Here is an 18,488-nt window from a genome sequence, read left to right on the forward strand (position 1 = left end):
CTTACGAGAACAGAACTTCGCCAGACATTTCAGCCGGGATTTCCTGATCAGTCAGTGCCAGCATGGTTGGCGCCAGGTCAGACAGTTTACCGCCTTCTTTCAGGGTAATGTCTTTGTTACCGACGTAGATCAGTGGTACTGGCAGGTTGGTGTGCGCAGTGTGCACGCCGCCGGTTTCCGGGTTGATCATCATCTCAGCGTTACCGTGGTCGGCAGTGATCAGCAGTTGACCGTCTGCTTCTTTGATCGCTTCCACGACACGGCCGATACATTCATCAACCGCTTCACATGCTTTAACCGCTGCATCGTATACGCCGGTATGGCCGACCATGTCGCCGTTCGGGTAGTTACAGATGATCGCGTCGTATTGACCAGACTTGATCGCTGCAACCAGTTTGTCTGTCAGCTCTTTTGAGCTCATTTCAGGCTGCAGATCGTAGGTTGCCACTTTTGGTGATGCAACCAGCTGACGCTCTTCACCGTCAAACTCGTTTTCCACGCCGCCGTTGAAGAAGAAAGTCACGTGCGCGTATTTCTCAGTTTCTGAGATACGCAGCTGGGTTTTGCCGCTTTTCGCCAGCCACTCACCATAAGTGTTTTCCAGTGACGCTGGTGGGAATGCACATAGCAGCGGAATATCTGCCGCGTATTGGGTCAGCATCACGAAGTCGATCGCCGGGAAGACTTTACGCTCGAAACCTGCAAAGTCAGTCACGAAAGTGCGGGTGATCTGACGTGCACGGTCAGCACGGTAGTTCATGAAGATAACCGCGTCGCCGTCTTGCATGGCAGCAGATTCCTGACCTTCAGCACGGATTTCAGACGCTTTAACGAATTCGTCGTTCTCTTCACGCGCGTAAGCCGCTTGCAGTGCTTCCGGCGCAGAATCAAAGGTGAATTCGCCTTGTGCTGCCGTCATGACATCGTAAGCTTTTTCAACGCGATCCCAGTTGTTATCACGGTCCATCGCGTAGTAACGACCAACTACCGATGCGATACGGCCTTTGCCCAGTTTAGCGAACAGCTCATCAAAGCGTTTTAGTGACGCTTCTGCGCTGCGTGGTGGCGTATCACGGCCGTCCAGGAAGCAGTGCAGGTAGATTTTCTCTGCGCCACGTGCTGCCGCCATTTCAACGGCTGCATAGATGTGATCTTCGTGTGAGTGAACGCCACCCGGAGACATCAGACCCATCAGGTGAACGGCTTTACCTGCGGCAACGGCTTTGTCGATCGCAGCAACCAGGACTTCATTCTGCTGGAATTCACCGTCGGCAATCGATTTGGTGATGCGAGTCAGATCCTGATACACGATGCGGCCTGCACCAATATTAGTGTGGCCCACCTCAGAGTTACCCATTTGACCGTCTGGCAGGCCAACGTCCATACCTGAAGCAGAAATTAGGGTATTCGGATTGTTTGCCATCAGACCATCAAGAACAGGCGTGTTTGCATTGTTGATCGCGTTGCTTGAGTTGTCTTCACGGTAACCCCATCCATCCAGGATCACCAGAGCCATAGGCTTCTTAGCTGACATAGTAATGACCTCGTCAAATTCATAGTAACTAGAAATTAGCGTAATTTTACTACACTTTGCTGTGTTTGCAGTAGGGTAAGATCAATGAATTTCCCTATCAATGCAATAAAACGTTGCCTATTGATCAAATTCAGCAGCCCCTTAACCTCAGTGGTTTTAGGGCTGTAGGCCCGGTTGTCTGAGGTGTCAGTTGCCTGAGATGTCAGTCGTCACATATCTCAGTACACCAGGATACTGGTACCTATCACCGCCACGGCGGCTCCCAGCCAGGCAAAGCGGTTCGGACGTTGCCGGGTATAGACCCAAAGTATAGGCAAAAGCATGATAGGTGTGGTGGAAGAGAGCAGGGCAACCATACCGACATTCCCTTCGCGCAGCGCATACAGAATCAGGGTCATGCCAACCGCCATGGCGAGAAAACCGTTCACGGCGGTAATCACAAAAATACGGCCAGTGAGCGGATGCAGCGCCCGGCTGACCTTAGCGCCGGTTGCGCGCAGCACACAGTGAGCACAGAAGGCGGTCATCATTCGGATGGCCGATGCGGCGACAGGGTCGATGCTGGTTTGCATCACCGGTTTGGCAATAATACCGCCCAGCGCCTGGCACAGTGCGGCAGTCAGACCAAGGGCGACCCCGGCCCAGACGCTGCCGTTCAGCGTTTCCAGACTGTGGTTTTGTCCGCGCCGGCCAAAAAAGATCGCAGTCAGTACGCCACTGAACACTAACGCTGAGCCGAGTAACTCTAGGTTGCTCATGCTCTCCTGAAACAGGAAATAGCCCATGATGGCGGAAAACACCGCATGGCAGGAGAACAGCAAGCCGGACTGGCGGGGGCCCATCCGGTTCAGGCAGGCAAACAGTGCGGTATCGCCGATAAAAATACCAATCAGGCCGGATAACATCATCGGGGTGACGTCAGCCATAGCAACACTGGACCAGCCTCCGGTCAGCATGGCGATACTGGCCAGAATGACTGAGGTACAGCCCATGCGCCAGCGACTATAGGCAAATGTACCCAGATGTCGGGCAGGAGCCACTGATAACAGGCTGGCTACGGCCCACAAAAAGGCCGCAGCCAGCGCCAGCCACTCAAATCCCATACCGGTTGTCCTTATCAGAAAGGGGAAAGAAAAGAGCACTCAATATGCCATTAACAACATGGAAAACAAAGTGAATTGACAGCAGGGCGCATTGGCAGCGCCAATGGTTAAAGTAGCGGCTTATTGGTCACTGACCGCCCGTCGCCCAGTGCGATGTAAGGTTAAGCGCACTATAAAACGCTGGGGGCCATACGCTGTGGCGCCGGCCCTGTACAGGACTATCCTGTTTCGTTCAGCACTATTCTGTTGCGAGCAGCGCTATGCTGTTCAAACCAGGATAGCCACAGCGAGGTAAACAACCAGCAGTCCGATAAGGCCGAGTGCCAGGCCGGTCTTAGCCATATCTTTGCTTTCAATCAGGCCGGTCGAGTAGGCCAGCGAGTTTGGCGGTGTTGAGACCGGTAATATCATCCCGAGCGAAGCGGAGAATGCCACCACCACTAACAGCCCCTGCAGGCCTCCGGCTTCGGCCAGGCTCGGCATGCTGGTACCAATGGCCGCGGCGATTGGCATTAACAGGTTAGCGGTGGCGGTATTGGACATAAAGTTAGCCATCAGCCAGCACACCAGAGACAAGGCGATGACGACGGCCATTGGTGACAGGGCTTCATAATGAATCGCATGCGCCAGTGCATGGGCAAGTCCGGTCTGTTCCAGACCGATACCAATCGCAATCCCGCCGGCAACCAGCCACAACACATCCCAGTTGATCTGTTTCAGCTCTTCTTTGCCCATAATTCCGGTCAGAGTAAACACTGCCAGCGGAATGATGGCGACCACGTAAGTGTTCATGCCGTGCAGCGCAGTGGTCATCCACAGCACTATGGTAAGGGCAAAGGTGATATACACCACCATCGCCTGCCAGCTGCGCTGGAAACGACCATCCAGTTTCAGGCTCATACTGGCCTGGGAAGACGGAAACAGTTTTTGCAGTAAAAACCAGGCCAGCGTGAGCTGGATCAGCACAAACGGCAGCCCCATCATCATCCAGGATAAAAAGCTGATGCTGTTACTACCGGTCAGATACTGCAGGGCGATGGCATTCGGTGGTGTCCCTATCGGCGTGGCGATGCCGCCGGTATTGGCGGCAATCGGAATACACAGTACCAGAGCTTTAATCCCGAGGTCGCCTTTGGGCGCGGAGGCAACGATCGGTCCCAGTAGCGCCAGCATCATTACAGTGGTTGCGGTGTTGGACATGAACATCGAGAAACACGGACGTGATCAGCATCAGCCCGAGCATAATGAATTTAGGCTGACTGCCAAACGGCTTGAGCAGGACCCGCGCCAGGTTGTTGTCCAGTTCATATTTTGATGCGGCAATAGCCAGGGCAAAGCCACCCATAAACAAGATGATGATCGGTGAGGAAAAGGCGGAAAAAATATCGGTGTACGCCAGCATTTGCCCCAGATCGTGACCTTCAGCCGGTGCCCGGAAAGCGTGCAGGCCTTTGTTGGAGATCATGATCAGCTCGAGTGCAATGATTAGAATGGAGGTAGCGAATACCGGTACTGGTTCGAGTACCCACAGCAAAGCTGCAAGCAGAAAAATCGCCAGTAACCGGTGTTGCACCAGAGTCAGGTCGGCAATCGGAATGGCATCGATTGGCATCATCAGCACCAGTACCGGCAATCCGAAACAAATAATAAGCCGCAATATAAGGCTGGTGTTGAGTGTCTGCATCGCGTTTCCCTTATCAAATGGAAATAACTACAGACAGAGTAAGGTTTTAACCGTGACAGGTCTTAGAGGAGTGGCAAAGTTTTACATATTCAGAGTCATGCACATCAGGAAGTGTGCGGGGAGTCAAACGTCACCCCCGCGGAAAGCGAGGGTGACGCTCAGCGCCTAGGCTTTATGTGCGTACGCAGCACCTAACATAGTCGGGGTATTGTTCTGCATCGTCACGTCAAAACGAATCGCATCTTGAGCAAACAGGTTAATCACAGTTGAGCCCAGTTTGAAACGGCCCATCTCCTGACCTTTTTTCAGGACGATCGCTTTATCACCATCTGCAGGATAGTTCCAGCGGTATACGGTGTTGCCGCGCGGCGGGGTGACGGTACCGGCCCAGATAAGCTCGATACTGCCAACGATCGTTGCACCAACCAGAACCTGGGCCATCGGGCCAAATTCAGTATCAAAGATACACACCACACGCTCGTTACGTGCAAACAGGTTTGGCACATTTTCAGCGGTCAGCGGGTTCACCGAAAACAGGTCACCTGGTACATAAATCATCTGACGCAGTGTGCCGTCACACGGCATGTGAACCCGGTGATAATCACTTGGCGACAGATACAGGGTGGCAAAGTCACCATCACGGAATTCTTCTGCCAGTTTGGCATCGCCACCCAGCAGTTCCTGGGCTGAGAAGTCATGACCTTTGGCCTGAATAAGTTTGCCATCGGTAATTGGGCCGAATTGGCTCACGCAGGCATCTGCCGGGTGAGTGATCACGTCATCTCCGGCGGCAATCGGGCGCGCGCCAGCTTTCAGTTCACGCACGAAAAACTCGTTGAAGGTTTTAAAATGCTTTGGATCTGAATGCAGTGCTTCGTCCATATTGACGTTGTACTGTTTGATAAACCAGCGAATGACGGCTGTGGTCAGACCGCCAGCCTTGGCTGAAGCCAGTTTACCCATCAGGCGGGTCAGGCCATGTTGGGGAATCCAGTATTGCAGTCCGACTTTAATCTTATCCATTGTTTACAATTCCAATGTGTTTAACTTTTGGGCGCAGAATGTTACTGAAAATAATGACGCATGTCAGCAGTTATCCCAGCATACGTCATTGCATCTCTGCTTTTTTGTCACTGTCGACGTTTTTGCGCAAAATCGCGACCTGACTGCTTACAAGTCGGCTTTTTTACTGCGTGAATACTGACGGTTAGCTTTGTTTTCACCCATGCTTTCGATAATGCGATGATAGTTTTCAAAGCGTGCGGCACTGATGTCGCCCTTTTCGACGGCTTCACGCAGCATGCAGCCCGGATCGTCACCATGCTTACAGTCACGGAATTTGCAGCCACCGAGGAACGGGCGGAATTCGACAAACGCTTTGGTCACTTCTTCAGCGCTCAGGTGCCACAGGCCGAATTCACGCACCCCAGGGGAGTCGATAAGGTCGCCACCGGAAGGAATGTGATACAAGCGGGCGGCTGTTGTTGTGTGCTGACCAAGACCTGATGTTTCGGAAATTTCACCTTCTTCCACCCAGTCTTCCAAATCAGGCATCAGGGCATTCACCAAACTGGATTTACCCACACCGGACTGACCGACAAAAATATTGGTGTGTTCACCCAGCTTAGCTTCCAGCGCCGCAATACCTTCACCGCTCTTTTTACTGACGTAGAGCACTTCGTAACCGATGCGTTGATATTCACCCAACAAGGTCTGATAGTGTTCACGCTTAGCGTCGTCCAGCAGATCGACTTTATTAAGTACCAGCAATGGTGAAATCGCCAGGGTTTCGGCCGCTATCAGATAACGGTCGATGATATTGAGCGATAAGTCGGGCAGAACAGAAGAGACGATCACCATCTGATCGACGTTGGCCGCTACTGGTTTCAAGCCATCGTAATAATCCGGGCGGGTCAGCACGGATTTGCGTGGCTCTACGGCTTCGACCACACCGGAGATACCGGCCAGTTTTTCCACTCCCGGGCGCCAGATAACTTTGTCGCCTGAGACCAGAGTTTCGATCCCTCTGCGCAGGTTGCAGCGATGAATCTCACCGCTTTCCGGATCCTCGACATCGGCATGTTGACCAAAACGGGTAATCACCAGACCCGTTTTGGCACTGTGCAGCATGGACTCATCCCATTCGATGGTTTTTTCCTGTTTCAGTTTACGGTGCTGGTTATTCCGAACGCGTCGTACCTGACCCTTAGTCAGCTTTTTTTTCTTTGCCACTCTGCTCTACTTTCGTGTTGCTGGATGGTCTGGATATCTGAGGCAATGGTGCTGCAGAGTACCGCAAATCATCGGGTTGAAATTTTCGTTATCAGCCTGGGCTGACAATTTGAATTATGTACACTTGGGTATATAGTACCTGCTTTATCGATAAACCTATAGGTACCCGTCTATGTCTTTTAGCGATCAAAACCTGATTTGGGTCGATCTGGAGATGACAGGCTTAGAGCCTGAAACTCATAAAATTATTGAAATTGCGACTATTGTAACCGACTCTCAGCTGAATATTCTGGCTGAAGGGCCAGTATTAGCAATTCATCAACCAGAGTCAGAATTGCAGAAAATGGATGACTGGTGTACCAATACACATACCGCCAGCGGGCTGGTGGAGCGTGTGCGCAATAGTACCATCAGCGAAGATGAAGCGGTGGAACAGACCATTGCCTTTTTGCGTCAGTGGGTGCCGGAAGGAAAATCACCGATCTGTGGTAATAGCATTGGCCAGGATCGTCGTTTCCTATACCAGCATATGCCACGTCTGGAAGCGTACTTTCATTATCGTTATCTTGATGTCAGCACCCTGAAAGAGTTGACTCGCCGCTGGAAGCCGGAAGTTCTGGATGGTTTTTCTAAACAGGGTAGTCACTTGGCACTGGATGATATCCGTGAGTCGATTGCTGAGCTTAAGTACTACCGTTCGACCATATTTTCTATCTGATTTCAGGCACGAATCTGTTTTGGGGCTGCTTTAACAGGCTGTGACAGGCTATGGTGGGTTGTTTGTTGCTGCGATTGTCGTCACTAAACATATAAAATGTGGAGTTTTCTGCATGTTTTTTCGGCAATCAAAAAAAAGTTCTGTTTTTTTAGCGAGAAGATCTTGCATCGCAAAAAAATGCTCTTATAATTCGCAGCCCTAAACGACGGAAATCGTTGTTGATGCGACACTAGCTCAGTTGGTAGAGCGCAACCTTGCCAAGGTTGAGGTCACGAGTTCGAACCTCGTGTGTCGCTCCACTTTCTTGATTAAAGAAAGTCAGCTTTCATCGAGCTTATCGGTGACACAATACGGACGCGGGGTGGAGCAGCTTGGTAGCTCGTCGGGCTCATAACCCGAAGGTCGTCGGTTCAAATCCGGCCCCCGCAACCAAATTCAGATTAAGTGCGTTAGCGTTTAATCCTTGCGACACTAGCTCAGTTGGTAGAGCGCAACCTTGCCAAGGTTGAGGTCACGAGTTCGAACCTCGTGTGTCGCTCCAAATTCTTTCTTTACAGAAAGTACAAGCCTTCATCGTGCTCAACGGTGACACAATACGGACGCGGGGTGGAGCAGCTTGGTAGCTCGTCGGGCTCATAACCCGAAGGTCGTCGGTTCAAATCCGGCCCCCGCAACCAAATTCAAACAATTCGTTTAATGACGAGTTGTTGATGCGACACTAGCTCAGTTGGTAGAGCGCAACCTTGCCAAGGTTGAGGTCACGAGTTCGAACCTCGTGTGTCGCTCCAGTTTCAGATTAAGTGCATTAGCGTTTAATCCTTGCGACACTCGCTCAGTTATTAGAGGGCAAACTTGCCAAGGTTGAGGTCACGCCTTTTTGCTAAAGGTAAGGGAACCTCGTGTGTCGCTCCAAATTCTTTCTTAACAGAAAGTACAAGCCTTCACCGTGCTCAACGGTGACACAATACGGACGCGGGGTGGAGCAGCTTGGTAGCTCGTCGGGCTCATAACCCGAAGGTCGTCGGTTCAAATCCGGCCCCCGCAACCAAATTCAAACAATTCGTTTAATGACGAGTTGTTGATGCGACACTAGCTCAGTTGGTAGAGCGCAACCTTGCCAAGGTTGAGGTCACGAGTTCGAACCTCGTGTGTCGCTCCAGTTTCAGATTAAGTGCATTAGCATTTAATCCTTGCGACACTAGCTCAGTTGGTAGAGCGCAACCTTGCCAAGGTTGAGGTCACGAGTTCGAACCTCGTGTGTCGCTCCAGTTTCAGATTAAGTGCATTAGCGTTTAATCCTTGCGACACTCGCTCAGTTATTAGAGGGCAAACTTGCCAAGGTTGAGGTCACGCCTTTTTGCTAAAGGTAAGGGAACCTCGTGTGTCGCTCCAAATTCTTTCTTAACAGAAAGTACAAGCCTTCACCGTGCTCAACGGTGACACAATACGGACGCGGGGTGGAGCAGCTTGGTAGCTCGTCGGGCTCATAACCCGAAGGTCGTCGGTTCAAATCCGGCCCCCGCAACCAAATTCAGATTAAGTGCATTAGCGTTTAATCCTTGCGACACTAGCTCAGTTGGTAGAGCGCAACCTTGCCAAGGTTGAGGTCACGAGTTCGAACCTCGTGTGTCGCTCCAAATTCTTTAGTAAAGAAAATCAGATTAATTGTTAATACGATTAGTCTTTGCGACACTAGCTCAGTTGGTAGAGCGCAACCTTGCCAAGGTTGAGGTCACGAGTTCGAACCTCGTGTGTCGCTCCAAATTCTTTAGTAAAGAAAATCAGATTAATTGTTAATACGATTAGTCTTTGCGACACTAGCTCAGTTGGTAGAGCGCAACCTTGCCAAGGTTGAGGTCACGAGTTCGAACCTCGTGTGTCGCTCCAAATTCTTTAATAAAGAAAATCAGATTAATTGTTAAGACGATTAATCCTTGCGACACTAGCTCAGTTAATAGAGCGCAACCTTGCCGGGTTGAGGTCACGCCTTTCTGTTAAAAGTAAGGGAACCTCGTGTGTCGCTCCAAATTCAGATTAAGCTCATTAGCGTTTAATCCTTGCGACACTCGCTCAGTTATTAGAGCGCAACCTTACCAAGGTTGAGGTCACGCCTTTTTGTTAAAGGTAAGGGAACCTCGTGTGTCGCTCCAAATTCAGATTAAGTGCATTAGTATTTAATCCTTGCGACACTCGCTCAGTTATTAGAGCGCAACCTTGCCAAGGTTGAGGTCACGCCTTTTTGTTAAAGGTAAGGGAACCTCGTGTGTCGCTCCAGTTTCTTTTAGAAAGAAATTCAGATAGTCTGAACTCTGATAACGGTTAGACCATCGAACAAGCTTAAGAAGTGAAAAGACACTGCGACTGGTTCGCAGATTTTTTTGCTCTGAAAACAGCTAATCTGGCTCATTGCCAACGCTCTTTCTCTAATGCTGTGAAGCATAAACCCCCCGTTTAAAAACAACACGCTGCTGTCTGGCAGGGTGGTTTTTTTTACCTCAAAAAAGTTGTAGTCAGCAAGTTTTCGTTGCTCCTTCCCAGAGAGTACACGGATTTTGTACCGTTCATTAACAGACTTATCCACAGAAAAGAATTGTGGATAACTTGGTGTATAAAGTGTTTTTCAGTAGCTGGAATGGACACTTGCGGCAGGATCTTTACTCATTTATCTACTTTCAGATTAAATTGAGTATATGTTTAACTTGTTGATTTATAATGTAATGTTTGGTTTTTTGGTGTCTTGATTCTGTATGGGAAACGATCATTAACTAAATTTTCATTGATCCTAATCATTTCCTGCTAGTGTGACTAACTTTTCTGAAATTTAGAAAATGATGTGAACTTGAAATTTTTTCCACATTAGGTAGATTTGAGAACCATATCAAAGTATGTGCGTAGTCATTGTGTCATTGCCTGCGACTTATGCATCTCTTGGCAATCCCTTTTGAATAATTCTGATTAAGCGCTGATGCTTATTATTGCCCTGTGGCAGTTGCTGATATTGTTGCGTAAGTGCCCATTCGATGTGTACATCCAACAGCTCAGAACGACCTCTGCTGCTTTCCAGTGTTTCAGTAATTCGATTTGAATATGGGGCGTTCCCCATCGCCACAATCAAATTGCGTTGCCACTGCTCATGACCAATGCGTCGAATAGCTGAACCTTGCATATTGCGCAGGAAGGTTTCTTCATCCCATGCAAATAGCGTGACCAGATCCGGGTCGTTAAAAATATCCCGCCGATGAAAATCCGTCTGTTCGGTCACATCGGAAAAGCGGTTCCACGGACACACCAGCTGACAATCATCACAGCCATAAATTCGGTTACCCATCGCTTGGCGAAACTCGAGAGGTATCACACCGGCGAACTCAATCGTCAGATACGAAATGCAGCGTCTGGCATCAACGACACCTTCTTCTGTAATCGCACCGGTCGGGCAGGATGTCATGCAGGCCTGGCATTTTCCGCACTCATTACTGGCCGGTGTATCAACGGGTAACGGAATATCAACCAGCAGTTCACCGAGAAAGAACCATGAACCTGCGTCTTTATCCAGTATCAGTGAGTGCTTGCCGCTCCAGCCCAGTCCGGCTTTTTGTGCCAGCGGGCGCTCCAGAATAGGCGCCGAGTCGACAAATGGTCGGTAACCTAACTGTCCCACGGCCTGCTCAATTTTTTCACCCAGCTTTTTTAACTGGTTACGGACCAGCTTGTGATAGTCACGCCCTAGCGCATAGCGGCTGATATAGGCCTGGCTCGGGTTATCGAGATTACTGGCAAACTGGGCTTGTGGTGGCAGATAATTCATTCGGGCGCTGATGACCCGAATCGTGCCTGGCAGCAGCTCATCTGGCCGTGCTCTTAGCATGCCATGCCGTGCCATCCAGTCCATATCACCATGGTAGCCGGCATCCAGCCAGCGCTGCAGCTCCGCCTCGTGTTCACTTAGATCGACATCGCAGATCCCAACCTTGTCAAAACCGAGTTCTTTGGCCCACAGTTTGATTTGATCGGCAAGTTGATGGTAATCCATAGTCTAACGCTCGCTGCAACGGGGGCGGGATCTTAGCGGATCTCAGTCTGTGGATCCAGCCGGATCCCGAGCTTTTACTTCTTATCCACCAAAGATTTTTCGGTATGCTTACAGAACAGAGCTTGTCTCTTAAATCCAACCCAGTTTACTATTCTGTTTCTTTTGATTTTTATATAGTCGATGTTCGACGCATTAGAGATATTATTCATGAGCACCAAGACTTTCACTCTTAAAGATGAGCAAGAGACGGTAAAACTCGGCACGGCGCTGGCAAATCTGTGCTCGCAACAAACCACCATCTATCTGCACGGTGATTTAGGTGCCGGTAAAACCACGTTCAGCCGCGGTTTCATTCGTGCCCTCGGCCATCCGGGTAATGTTAAAAGCCCGACTTACACCTTGGTGGAACCGTATCAGTTAGCCGATTGGCAGGTTTATCATTTTGATCTTTATCGTCTGGCGGATCCGGAAGAGTTAGAATTCATGGGCATCCGTGATTACTTTACCGATGATGCTATTTGTCTGGTGGAATGGCCTGAGAAAGGCTACGGCATGCTGCCGACCTCCGACCTGGATATTGAAATGCGTTACGATGGGCAGCAACGTCAGGCGGTGTTGACGGCCAATAATGACTATGGGCGAACTTTACTGAGTCAGTTGGAGTTATGTTGATTGTTAAACTTTCCCGTTTTTGCAGCGCCCTGATTGTCATGGCGCTGGCATTTGTTTCTGCGGTTGCGAATGCCAATGTTCTCGAGGGGGTGCGGGTCTGGCCCTCACCCGATGAAACTCGTGTCGTGATCGACGTTAAGTCTGAGGTCACCTTCAGTTACTTTACCTTAAGTGGTCCTGACCGCCTGGTGGTTGACCTGCAGCAAACCTCATCAGGTACTAAACTGCCGGTTTCGGTCAGCGACAGCGCAATTCTTACCAAAATCCGCGCCAGCTCTCCTCCTGAGAAATCGACCTACCGTCTGGTGCTGGAATTGAAAAAAAGCACCACGCCGCAGCTCTTCAAGCTGGCTCCGACTCCGGGAGGCCAGTATGGCCATCGTCTGGTCATTGATCTCCCTCATGGTGATACATCTTCGACGACCTCCTCCGCCAGCGCCAGCGACAGTAAAGTCAGTCGTGATGCTTCTCAGCTGTATGGCACCGAAGACATTGTGGTGGCAATCGACGCCGGACATGGTGGCGAAGACCCGGGCTCAATTGGTCCGTCCCGTCGCTATGAAAAGGACATCACGCTGAGTGTGGCCAAGAAACTGGCTGCACAGATAAATGCGGTTCCGGGTATGAAGGCGGTCCTGACTCGTCGTGGCGACTATTTCGTTAATCTCAACAAACGTTCAGAAATCGCCCGTAAGAACAAAGCGCACTTATTGGTGTCGGTACACGCAGACGCGTTCCGTTCGCCGCAGCCGCGTGGCGCATCGGTGTTTGTTCTTAACACCCGTCGTGCCAATACCGAAATTGCCCGCTGGGTTGAAAACCACGAACAGCAATCAGAATTGCTGGGTGGTGCCGGGGAAGTGTTGTCGAAGAACAATGCCGACCGCAACGTCAGCCAAACCTTGCTTGATCTGCAGTTCAGCCATTCGCAGAAAGAGGGCTACAAAGTCGCCTCCAACATTTTGCGGGAAATGGGCAAAGTGGCACACTTACATAAGAAAGACCCGGTCAACGCCAGCCTGGCAGTTTTGAAATCACCGGATATTCCTTCGGTGTTAGTCGAGACCGGTTTTATCTCCAACCCAACGGAAGAGAAGTTGCTGTTCCAGCGCAGCCATCAGGACAAGCTGGCCCGGGCAATGACTCAAGCTGTGGTGCAATATTTCGAGGATAATCCGCCGGAAGGCACCTTGTTCGCTAACCGGGGTAAAAAGCAGCAGCATAAAGTGGCGCGTGGCGAATCGCTGTCGGTAATTGCCAGTAAGTACGGCACCAGCGTAGATACCCTGATGCAGGTCAACAAGCTGAAAAGCAGCAGTATTGCGGTGGGGCAGGTACTGACTATTCCGGGAGGGCAGCGCTCTCCGGTCCAGGTTCCTGTGCTGAATAATCCGGTTGAGACCGAGACTATTACCCATGAGGTAAAATCCGGTGATTACCTTGGTAAGCTTGCCGCGACTTATAAAGTATCGGTTGAGGCGATTAAGCGTGAGAATAATCTTAAGTCCGACACTCTGCGTCTGGGGCAGAAGCTGAAAATTACCGTCAGCCTGAAAGATAAGCCACTGCGCAAACATAAGGTGGCGCGTGGCGAGTTCCTCGGTAAAATTGCCTCACAATACAGTATCAGTGTGCAGAGTATTCGCGATGCCAACAAGCTGCGTTCTGATCAGCTGGCGGTGGGACAGGTGCTGATTATTCCCAATAAATAACACGGGGCGTGTATGACGATTCGTATTTTGCCGGCACGTCTGGCAAACCAGATTGCGGCCGGGGAAGTGGTGGAAAGACCGGCTTCCGTGGTCAAAGAACTGGTTGAGAACAGCCTTGATTCCGGTGCCACCCGCATCGACATCGATATCGAAAAAGGGGGCGCCAAGCTGATCCGCATCCGGGATAACGGCTGCGGGATAGATAAAGATGAATTAGGGCTGGCATTGAGTCGTCACGCGACCTCTAAAATCCATACTCTGGACGATCTCGAAGCCATCATCAGTCTCGGCTTTCGTGGTGAAGCGCTGGCCAGTATCAGTTCGGTGTCACGTCTGACCATGACTTCTCGCCCGGCGACACAGGAAGAAGCCTGGTCTGCCTACAGTGAAGGCCGGGATATGGAAGTGAAGCTGCAACCGGCAGCCCACCCGATCGGAACCAGTGTGGAAGTGCTGGATCTGTTTTTCAATACTCCGGCGCGGCGCAAGTTTCCTGCGTACCGAAAAGACCGAATTTACCCATATCGACGAGTTGCTCAAGCGTATTGCTCTGAGTCGTTTTGATGTCACCTTCAATCTGCGCCATAACGGCAAAATGATTCGTCAGTACCGTGCTGCCAAAACGGAAATTCAGTTGGAAAAGCGCATTGCTGCGGTCTGCGGAGCCCCCTTTGTGCGTAACATGCTGAAAATTGAGCTCGAACATCAGGGACTCAAACTGCATGGCTGGATAACCACCCCAGAGGGCGCTCGTACCCAAAGTGACTTGCAGTACTGCTATGTCAACGGACGTATGATGCGTGACAAACTCATCAATCACGCCATCCGCCAGAGTTATGAAACCAGCCTGCGTCCCGATCAGTTCGCAACGTATGTGCTGTTTATCGAAATCGATCCGCATCAGGTGGATGTCAATGTCCATCCCGCCAAGCACGAGGTGCGTTTCCATCAGGCCCGTCTGGTGCATGATTTTATTTATCAGGCGCTGAGCAGCGCGTTAGCACAAAGCCAGCATATTGATGCTCCGGGCCACAGTGACGCCGCATTCCATCAGCCTCAGCCATCTCCGTCAGCGCAGTCAACTGACCAGACGGTGATGTCAGAACAGGCCGCAATGCCAGAACAGACTGCAGAAGAGGGCCACCGGATGGCGCAGCCAGTGATGGCTGAAGCCGATTCATCGCCGGTGCCGCAGCATGTTTATCGTGCGGTGGAAAATACCCCGTCCTATCCGGGACGTTCTGACTACGCCTCCGACCGCTCTTCATCTGGCGGCGAGCGCAGTCAGGTGCGTGAATCGGCGCTGCGTTCTGAGTGGCGTGAGGCATCGTCTTTATCGGGCCGGGCGGCATCCGAGCGCGGTCCTAAACCTTCTCCCAGTACGGCAGAGGTCAGAGCCTATCAGCGTTTAATGCAAACCCCGGATTTACCATCTGCGGCGTCAGAAGGCGAACAACCAGCTCAGCACTCACAACCGGCTCGTCATTCTGAAGCGCCGCCGCTCAGCCTCGAACAGCTTGGTAAAGCGGTTGATGTGGTGGAAGGCGGGTATCTGCTGATGACGTCTTTGCAGGGGTGTGTATTGTTGTCACTGGCCAAAGCGGCCTGGCTGCGCAGCCGTGGTCAGCTTGAACCTCAGCAAGAGTCACTCAAGAGTCAGCCGCTGCTGGTACCACTGGCACTGAAAATCTCCCCGCAGGAAGCGGCGGCGCTGCCGCATTATCAGCCTCTGTTAAGCCGGTTTGGGATTGAGCTCAAAGCGCGCAACAGCACTTCTTTGATGGTGATGGGAGTGCCGCAACCATTAAGGCAGCAAAATCTGCAAAACTTACTGCCAGATCTGTTATCTTACGTCACCCAAATTTATGAGCAGGCAGCGGATGAGTTAACCCTCGGCGCTCTGGCGGATTGGTTGGCTGATTATGTGGCAGACCGCAAAGCGGACTACACTTTGTCGCAGGCCATCCAATTGATAGCAGAGATTGAGCAGTTGTGGCAGGGAAACCTTCCCTTACACGACAGGCAGTTTGTCCGGCCTGTGGATTTTTCCGCGACCATTGCAGCATTGAATTCATGAGTGAACAATTACCTTTAGCCCTGTTTTTAATGGGGCCGACCGCCTCCGGTAAAACGGATCTGGCGATTCGTCTGCGCCAGAAATTCCCGGTAGAGATCATCAGTGTCGATTCCGCTTTGATTTATAAAGGCATGGATATCGGCACCGCCAAGCCGGATCAGTCTGAGCTGGCACTGGCGCCGCATCGTCTGATCGATATTCTCGATCCGAGTGAGGCTTACTCAGCGGCTGATTTTCGTCGCGATGCCCTGCGTGAAATGCAGGCGATTGCTGATCAGGGTAAAATCCCGCTGCTGGTGGGCGGTACTATGCTGTATTACAAGGCATTACTGGAAGGTTTGTCGCCTCTGCCGGCGGCCGATCCTGATATTCGTCAGCAGATCGATGACGAGGCCAAACAGTTTGGCTGGGCTCATCTGCATCAGCAGTTGCAAGACATTGATCCCGTTTCTGCGCAGCGAATTCACCCAAATGATCCACAAAGATTGTCTCGGGCATTGGAAGTTTACCGGATTTCAGGTAAAACTCTTACTGAACTGACTCAAACCAAAGGTGAGGCATTGCCTTTCCGGGTTAAGCAGTTCGCTATAGCTCCCAAGGAAAGGGCTGAACTCCATCGTCGAATTGAACTCCGATTTGAAAAGATGGTCGAAGCCGGGTTTGAACAAGAAGTCACAGCGCTGTATCAGCGTGATGATCTTCACCCGGATCTGCCATCCATTCGTTGTGTCGGTTATCGACAGATGTGGGATTACTTAGACGGGAACGGTACTCTGGATGAAGCGATCTTTCGCGGAATCTGCGCCACTCGTCAATTGGCCAAGCGTCAGATCACCTGGTTACGCAGCTGGAATGATTTAACTTGGTTAGATAGCGAAAACGTTGAACAAGCATTGGAAACTCTCTCAAATGCCATAGCATCTGATTGAATTAGCTGTGTATAATGTGATCGCTTTTGCGTAGATGTACCCTGTAAAGGATCCGTTACTTGTTTTTGGCGCATCTGCCCCAATCATAGGTAACAACGGGGTGATTTTATTCGTTTAGCTCAGATGCGAAGGCCGCACAGAAGTCCGTGCACCGCTAGCTAAATAACTACAACAAAATACAAAATAAGGAAAATAAAATGGCTAAGGGGCAATCTCTACAAGACCCATTCTTGAATGCACTACGTCGCGAGCGTATCCCAGTGTCAATTTACCTGGTGAACGGCATTAAACTGCAAGGCCAGATTGAATCATTTGATCAGTTTGTGATCCTATTGAAAAACACAGTAAACCAAATGGTTTACAAGCACGCGATTTCAACAGTAGTACCAGCTCGTCCTGTGAGCCATCACAGCGGTGAACGTCCTGCTAATGAGCGTGGTGCTGATAAGTCAGAAGACTAATTCTTCTGCGCGTATATTACTATCGATTAAGGAGTTGGTAGCTTGTTTGACCGTTATGAAGCCGGTGAGCGAGCCGTACTTGTTCATATCAACTTCACGCAAGAGGGTGAGTGGGAAGATCTCAACGAATGCCAGATGCTGGTCTCTTCTGCTGGAGTATCGACGTTGCAGGTTGTGACCGGCAGCCGACAATCTCCTCACCCTAAATATTATGTCGGTGAGGGCAAAGCCCAGGAAATCGCACAAGCCGTTCAGATGACCGGCGCTGATGTGGTGATTTTCAACCATGCCCTTTCTCCTGCCCAAGAACGTAACCTCGAACATCTCTGCCAGTGTCGGGTGATTGACCGTACCGGTCTGATCCTGGATATCTTTGCACAGCGTGCCCGTACCCATGAAGGTAAATTACAAGTTGAACTGGCGCAGCTGCGTCATATCTCAACGCGCCTGATTCGTGGCTGGACGCACCTGGAGCGGCAGAAAGGGGGGATCGGTTTACGTGGGCCGGGTGAAACTCAGCTGGAAACCGACCGTCGTTTATTGCGTGAACGTATCAAAGCGATTCTGCGCCGTTTAGACCGAGTGGCTAAACAGCGTGAACAAGGTCGACGGGCTCGTAACCGGGCAGAAATTCCGACTGTTTCTCTGGTCGGCTATACAAACGCAGGAAAATCGACACTGTTTAACCGCATTACCGCGGCAGATGTCTACGCCGCAGACCAGTTGTTTGCGACGCTGGATCCTACCCTGCGTAAAATTGACCTGGCGGATGTCGGACCGGCGATTCTGGCTGACACGGTAGGTTTTATTCGTCACTTACCCCACGATTTAGTGGCGGCATTTAAAGCAACGTTACAAGAAACTCAGGAAGCTGACATTTTGTTACATGTTGTCGATGCCAGTGACGACCGTTTTCGTGAGAATATCCAAGCTGTTGATATTGTACTGACAGAGATTGAGGCGAATGAAATCCCGACTCTGCTGGTAATGAACAAAATAGATAATCTGGATGGACAGCAACCTCGTATAGAGAGGGATGACGAAGGCGTACCGAGAACGGTATGGCTCTCGGCGATGGAAGGTCAGGGGCTGGATCTGCTATTTGCAGCACTGACCGAGCGTCTGGCCAGTCAGATAGTCGAGCACCGCCTGTGTATTCCGCCGCAACATCAGGGCAGAATCCGTAGTACATTCTTCCAAATGAAGTGTATACAGGACGAAGAGTATGATCAGGAAGGCAATTTACTGATCACAGTTCGTATGCAGCAGGTGGATTGGTCTAGACTAGAGAAAAGAGAAGAGGCAGTTTTACGTGACTTTATAGTTACTTAAAGGA

The 18,488-nt window shown here is 50.7% G+C and carries 11 protein-coding genes, 14 tRNA genes and 2 pseudogenes; 21 read left to right on the forward strand and 6 right to left on the reverse strand.

Features of this window, described 5'->3' with window-relative positions; all coding sequences use genetic code 11:
- Nucleotide 1: 1 nt before the first annotated feature.
- From gpmM to rsgA, 5 genes and pseudogenes are all read right to left on the reverse strand, one after another.
- Complete coding sequence (gene gpmM, locus ABDK09_08550) at nucleotides 2-1,534, reverse strand: 2,3-bisphosphoglycerate-independent phosphoglycerate mutase (GenBank protein XAW89707.1); 1,533 nt, start codon at nucleotides 1,532-1,534, stop codon at nucleotides 2-4.
- Nucleotides 1,535-1,752: 218 nt separating this feature from the next.
- Complete coding sequence (locus tag ABDK09_08555; GenBank protein XAW89708.1) at nucleotides 1,753-2,637, reverse strand: DMT family transporter; 885 nt, start codon at nucleotides 2,635-2,637, stop codon at nucleotides 1,753-1,755.
- A gap of 267 nt (nucleotides 2,638-2,904) precedes the next feature.
- Nucleotides 2,905-4,321 (reverse strand): annotated as a pseudogene (locus tag ABDK09_08560) (SLC13 family permease).
- Between the two features lie 165 nt (nucleotides 4,322-4,486).
- A complete protein-coding gene (asd, locus tag ABDK09_08565; GenBank protein ID XAW89709.1) occupies nucleotides 4,487-5,344 on the reverse strand; it encodes an archaetidylserine decarboxylase in 858 nt (285 codons plus the stop codon).
- A gap of 147 nt (nucleotides 5,345-5,491) precedes the next feature.
- Entirely contained in the window at nucleotides 5,492-6,553 is a 1,062-nt protein-coding gene (rsgA, locus tag ABDK09_08570; GenBank protein XAW89710.1) for a small ribosomal subunit biogenesis GTPase RsgA, read from the reverse strand.
- A 172-nt stretch (nucleotides 6,554-6,725) separates the two neighbouring features.
- On the opposite strand from rsgA, the gene orn reads away from it, so the two are divergent.
- From orn to ABDK09_08645, 15 genes are all read left to right on the forward strand, one after another.
- Nucleotides 6,726-7,271 carry an oligoribonuclease gene (gene orn / locus ABDK09_08575; GenBank protein XAW89711.1) on the forward strand — a complete coding sequence of 182 codons (546 nt, stop codon included), beginning with the start codon at nucleotides 6,726-6,728 and terminating at the stop codon, nucleotides 7,269-7,271.
- A 223-nt stretch (nucleotides 7,272-7,494) separates the two neighbouring features.
- Nucleotides 7,495-7,570 (forward strand) — tRNA-Gly (locus ABDK09_08580).
- A 56-nt stretch (nucleotides 7,571-7,626) separates the two neighbouring features.
- Nucleotides 7,627-7,703, forward strand: a tRNA-Met gene (locus tag ABDK09_08585).
- Nucleotides 7,704-7,736: 33 nt separating this feature from the next.
- Nucleotides 7,737-7,812, forward strand: a tRNA-Gly gene (locus ABDK09_08590).
- A 59-nt stretch (nucleotides 7,813-7,871) separates the two neighbouring features.
- Nucleotides 7,872-7,948 (forward strand) — tRNA-Met (locus ABDK09_08595).
- A 35-nt stretch (nucleotides 7,949-7,983) separates the two neighbouring features.
- Nucleotides 7,984-8,059 (forward strand) — tRNA-Gly (locus ABDK09_08600).
- Nucleotides 8,060-8,242: 183 nt separating this feature from the next.
- Nucleotides 8,243-8,319, forward strand: a tRNA-Met gene (locus ABDK09_08605).
- A gap of 35 nt (nucleotides 8,320-8,354) precedes the next feature.
- Nucleotides 8,355-8,430: transfer RNA gene (locus ABDK09_08610), tRNA-Gly, on the forward strand.
- Between the two features lie 33 nt (nucleotides 8,431-8,463).
- A tRNA-Gly gene (locus tag ABDK09_08615) sits at nucleotides 8,464-8,539 on the forward strand.
- A 183-nt stretch (nucleotides 8,540-8,722) separates the two neighbouring features.
- Nucleotides 8,723-8,799: transfer RNA gene (locus tag ABDK09_08620), tRNA-Met, on the forward strand.
- A 33-nt stretch (nucleotides 8,800-8,832) separates the two neighbouring features.
- Nucleotides 8,833-8,908 (forward strand) — tRNA-Gly (locus ABDK09_08625).
- A 49-nt stretch (nucleotides 8,909-8,957) separates the two neighbouring features.
- Nucleotides 8,958-9,033, forward strand: a tRNA-Gly gene (locus ABDK09_08630).
- A 49-nt stretch (nucleotides 9,034-9,082) separates the two neighbouring features.
- Nucleotides 9,083-9,158 (forward strand) — tRNA-Gly (locus ABDK09_08635).
- 172 nt (nucleotides 9,159-9,330) lie between these two features.
- A tRNA-Gly gene (locus ABDK09_08640) sits at nucleotides 9,331-9,421 on the forward strand.
- 33 nt (nucleotides 9,422-9,454) lie between these two features.
- A tRNA-Gly gene (locus tag ABDK09_08645) sits at nucleotides 9,455-9,545 on the forward strand.
- Between the two features lie 643 nt (nucleotides 9,546-10,188).
- Here ABDK09_08645 and queG read toward each other — a convergent pair.
- Nucleotides 10,189-11,301: a tRNA epoxyqueuosine(34) reductase QueG gene (gene queG / locus ABDK09_08650; GenBank protein XAW89712.1), complete on the reverse strand. Its 1,113-nt coding sequence runs from the start codon at nucleotides 11,299-11,301 to the stop codon at nucleotides 10,189-10,191.
- 207 nt (nucleotides 11,302-11,508) lie between these two features.
- On the opposite strand from queG, the gene tsaE reads away from it, so the two are divergent.
- The 6 genes and pseudogenes from tsaE to hflX all read left to right on the forward strand — a co-directional run bounded on the left by tsaE (nucleotide 11,509) and on the right by hflX (nucleotide 18,484).
- Nucleotides 11,509-11,973 (forward strand): tRNA (adenosine(37)-N6)-threonylcarbamoyltransferase complex ATPase subunit type 1 TsaE, encoded by a 465-nt coding sequence (gene tsaE / locus ABDK09_08655; GenBank protein ID XAW89713.1) that lies wholly within the window; start codon nucleotides 11,509-11,511, stop codon nucleotides 11,971-11,973.
- Between the two features lie 38 nt (nucleotides 11,974-12,011).
- On the forward strand, nucleotides 12,012-13,685 hold the full coding sequence (locus ABDK09_08660; GenBank protein XAW90703.1) for an N-acetylmuramoyl-L-alanine amidase: 1,674 nt from the start codon (nucleotides 12,012-12,014) through the stop codon (nucleotides 13,683-13,685).
- A 12-nt stretch (nucleotides 13,686-13,697) separates the two neighbouring features.
- Nucleotides 13,698-15,762: pseudogene (mutL, locus tag ABDK09_08665) on the forward strand (DNA mismatch repair endonuclease MutL).
- Nucleotides 15,759-16,691, forward strand: a complete 933-nt coding sequence (miaA, locus tag ABDK09_08670; protein ID XAW89714.1) for a tRNA (adenosine(37)-N6)-dimethylallyltransferase MiaA — start codon at nucleotides 15,759-15,761, stop codon at nucleotides 16,689-16,691. The pseudogene mutL and the gene miaA overlap by 4 nt, the downstream one beginning before the upstream one ends.
- 197 nt (nucleotides 16,692-16,888) lie before the next feature.
- Nucleotides 16,889-17,152: an RNA chaperone Hfq gene (gene hfq / locus ABDK09_08675; GenBank protein XAW89715.1), complete on the forward strand. Its 264-nt coding sequence runs from the start codon at nucleotides 16,889-16,891 to the stop codon at nucleotides 17,150-17,152.
- Between the two features lie 42 nt (nucleotides 17,153-17,194).
- On the forward strand, nucleotides 17,195-18,484 hold the full coding sequence (gene hflX / locus ABDK09_08680) for a ribosome rescue GTPase HflX (protein XAW89716.1): 1,290 nt from the start codon (nucleotides 17,195-17,197) through the stop codon (nucleotides 18,482-18,484).
- Nucleotides 18,485-18,488: the final 4 nt, after the last annotated feature.

The sequence above is a fragment of the Vibrio sp. CDRSL-10 TSBA genome, from assembly GCA_039696685.1.
Taxonomy (GTDB): domain Bacteria; phylum Pseudomonadota; class Gammaproteobacteria; order Enterobacterales; family Vibrionaceae; genus Vibrio.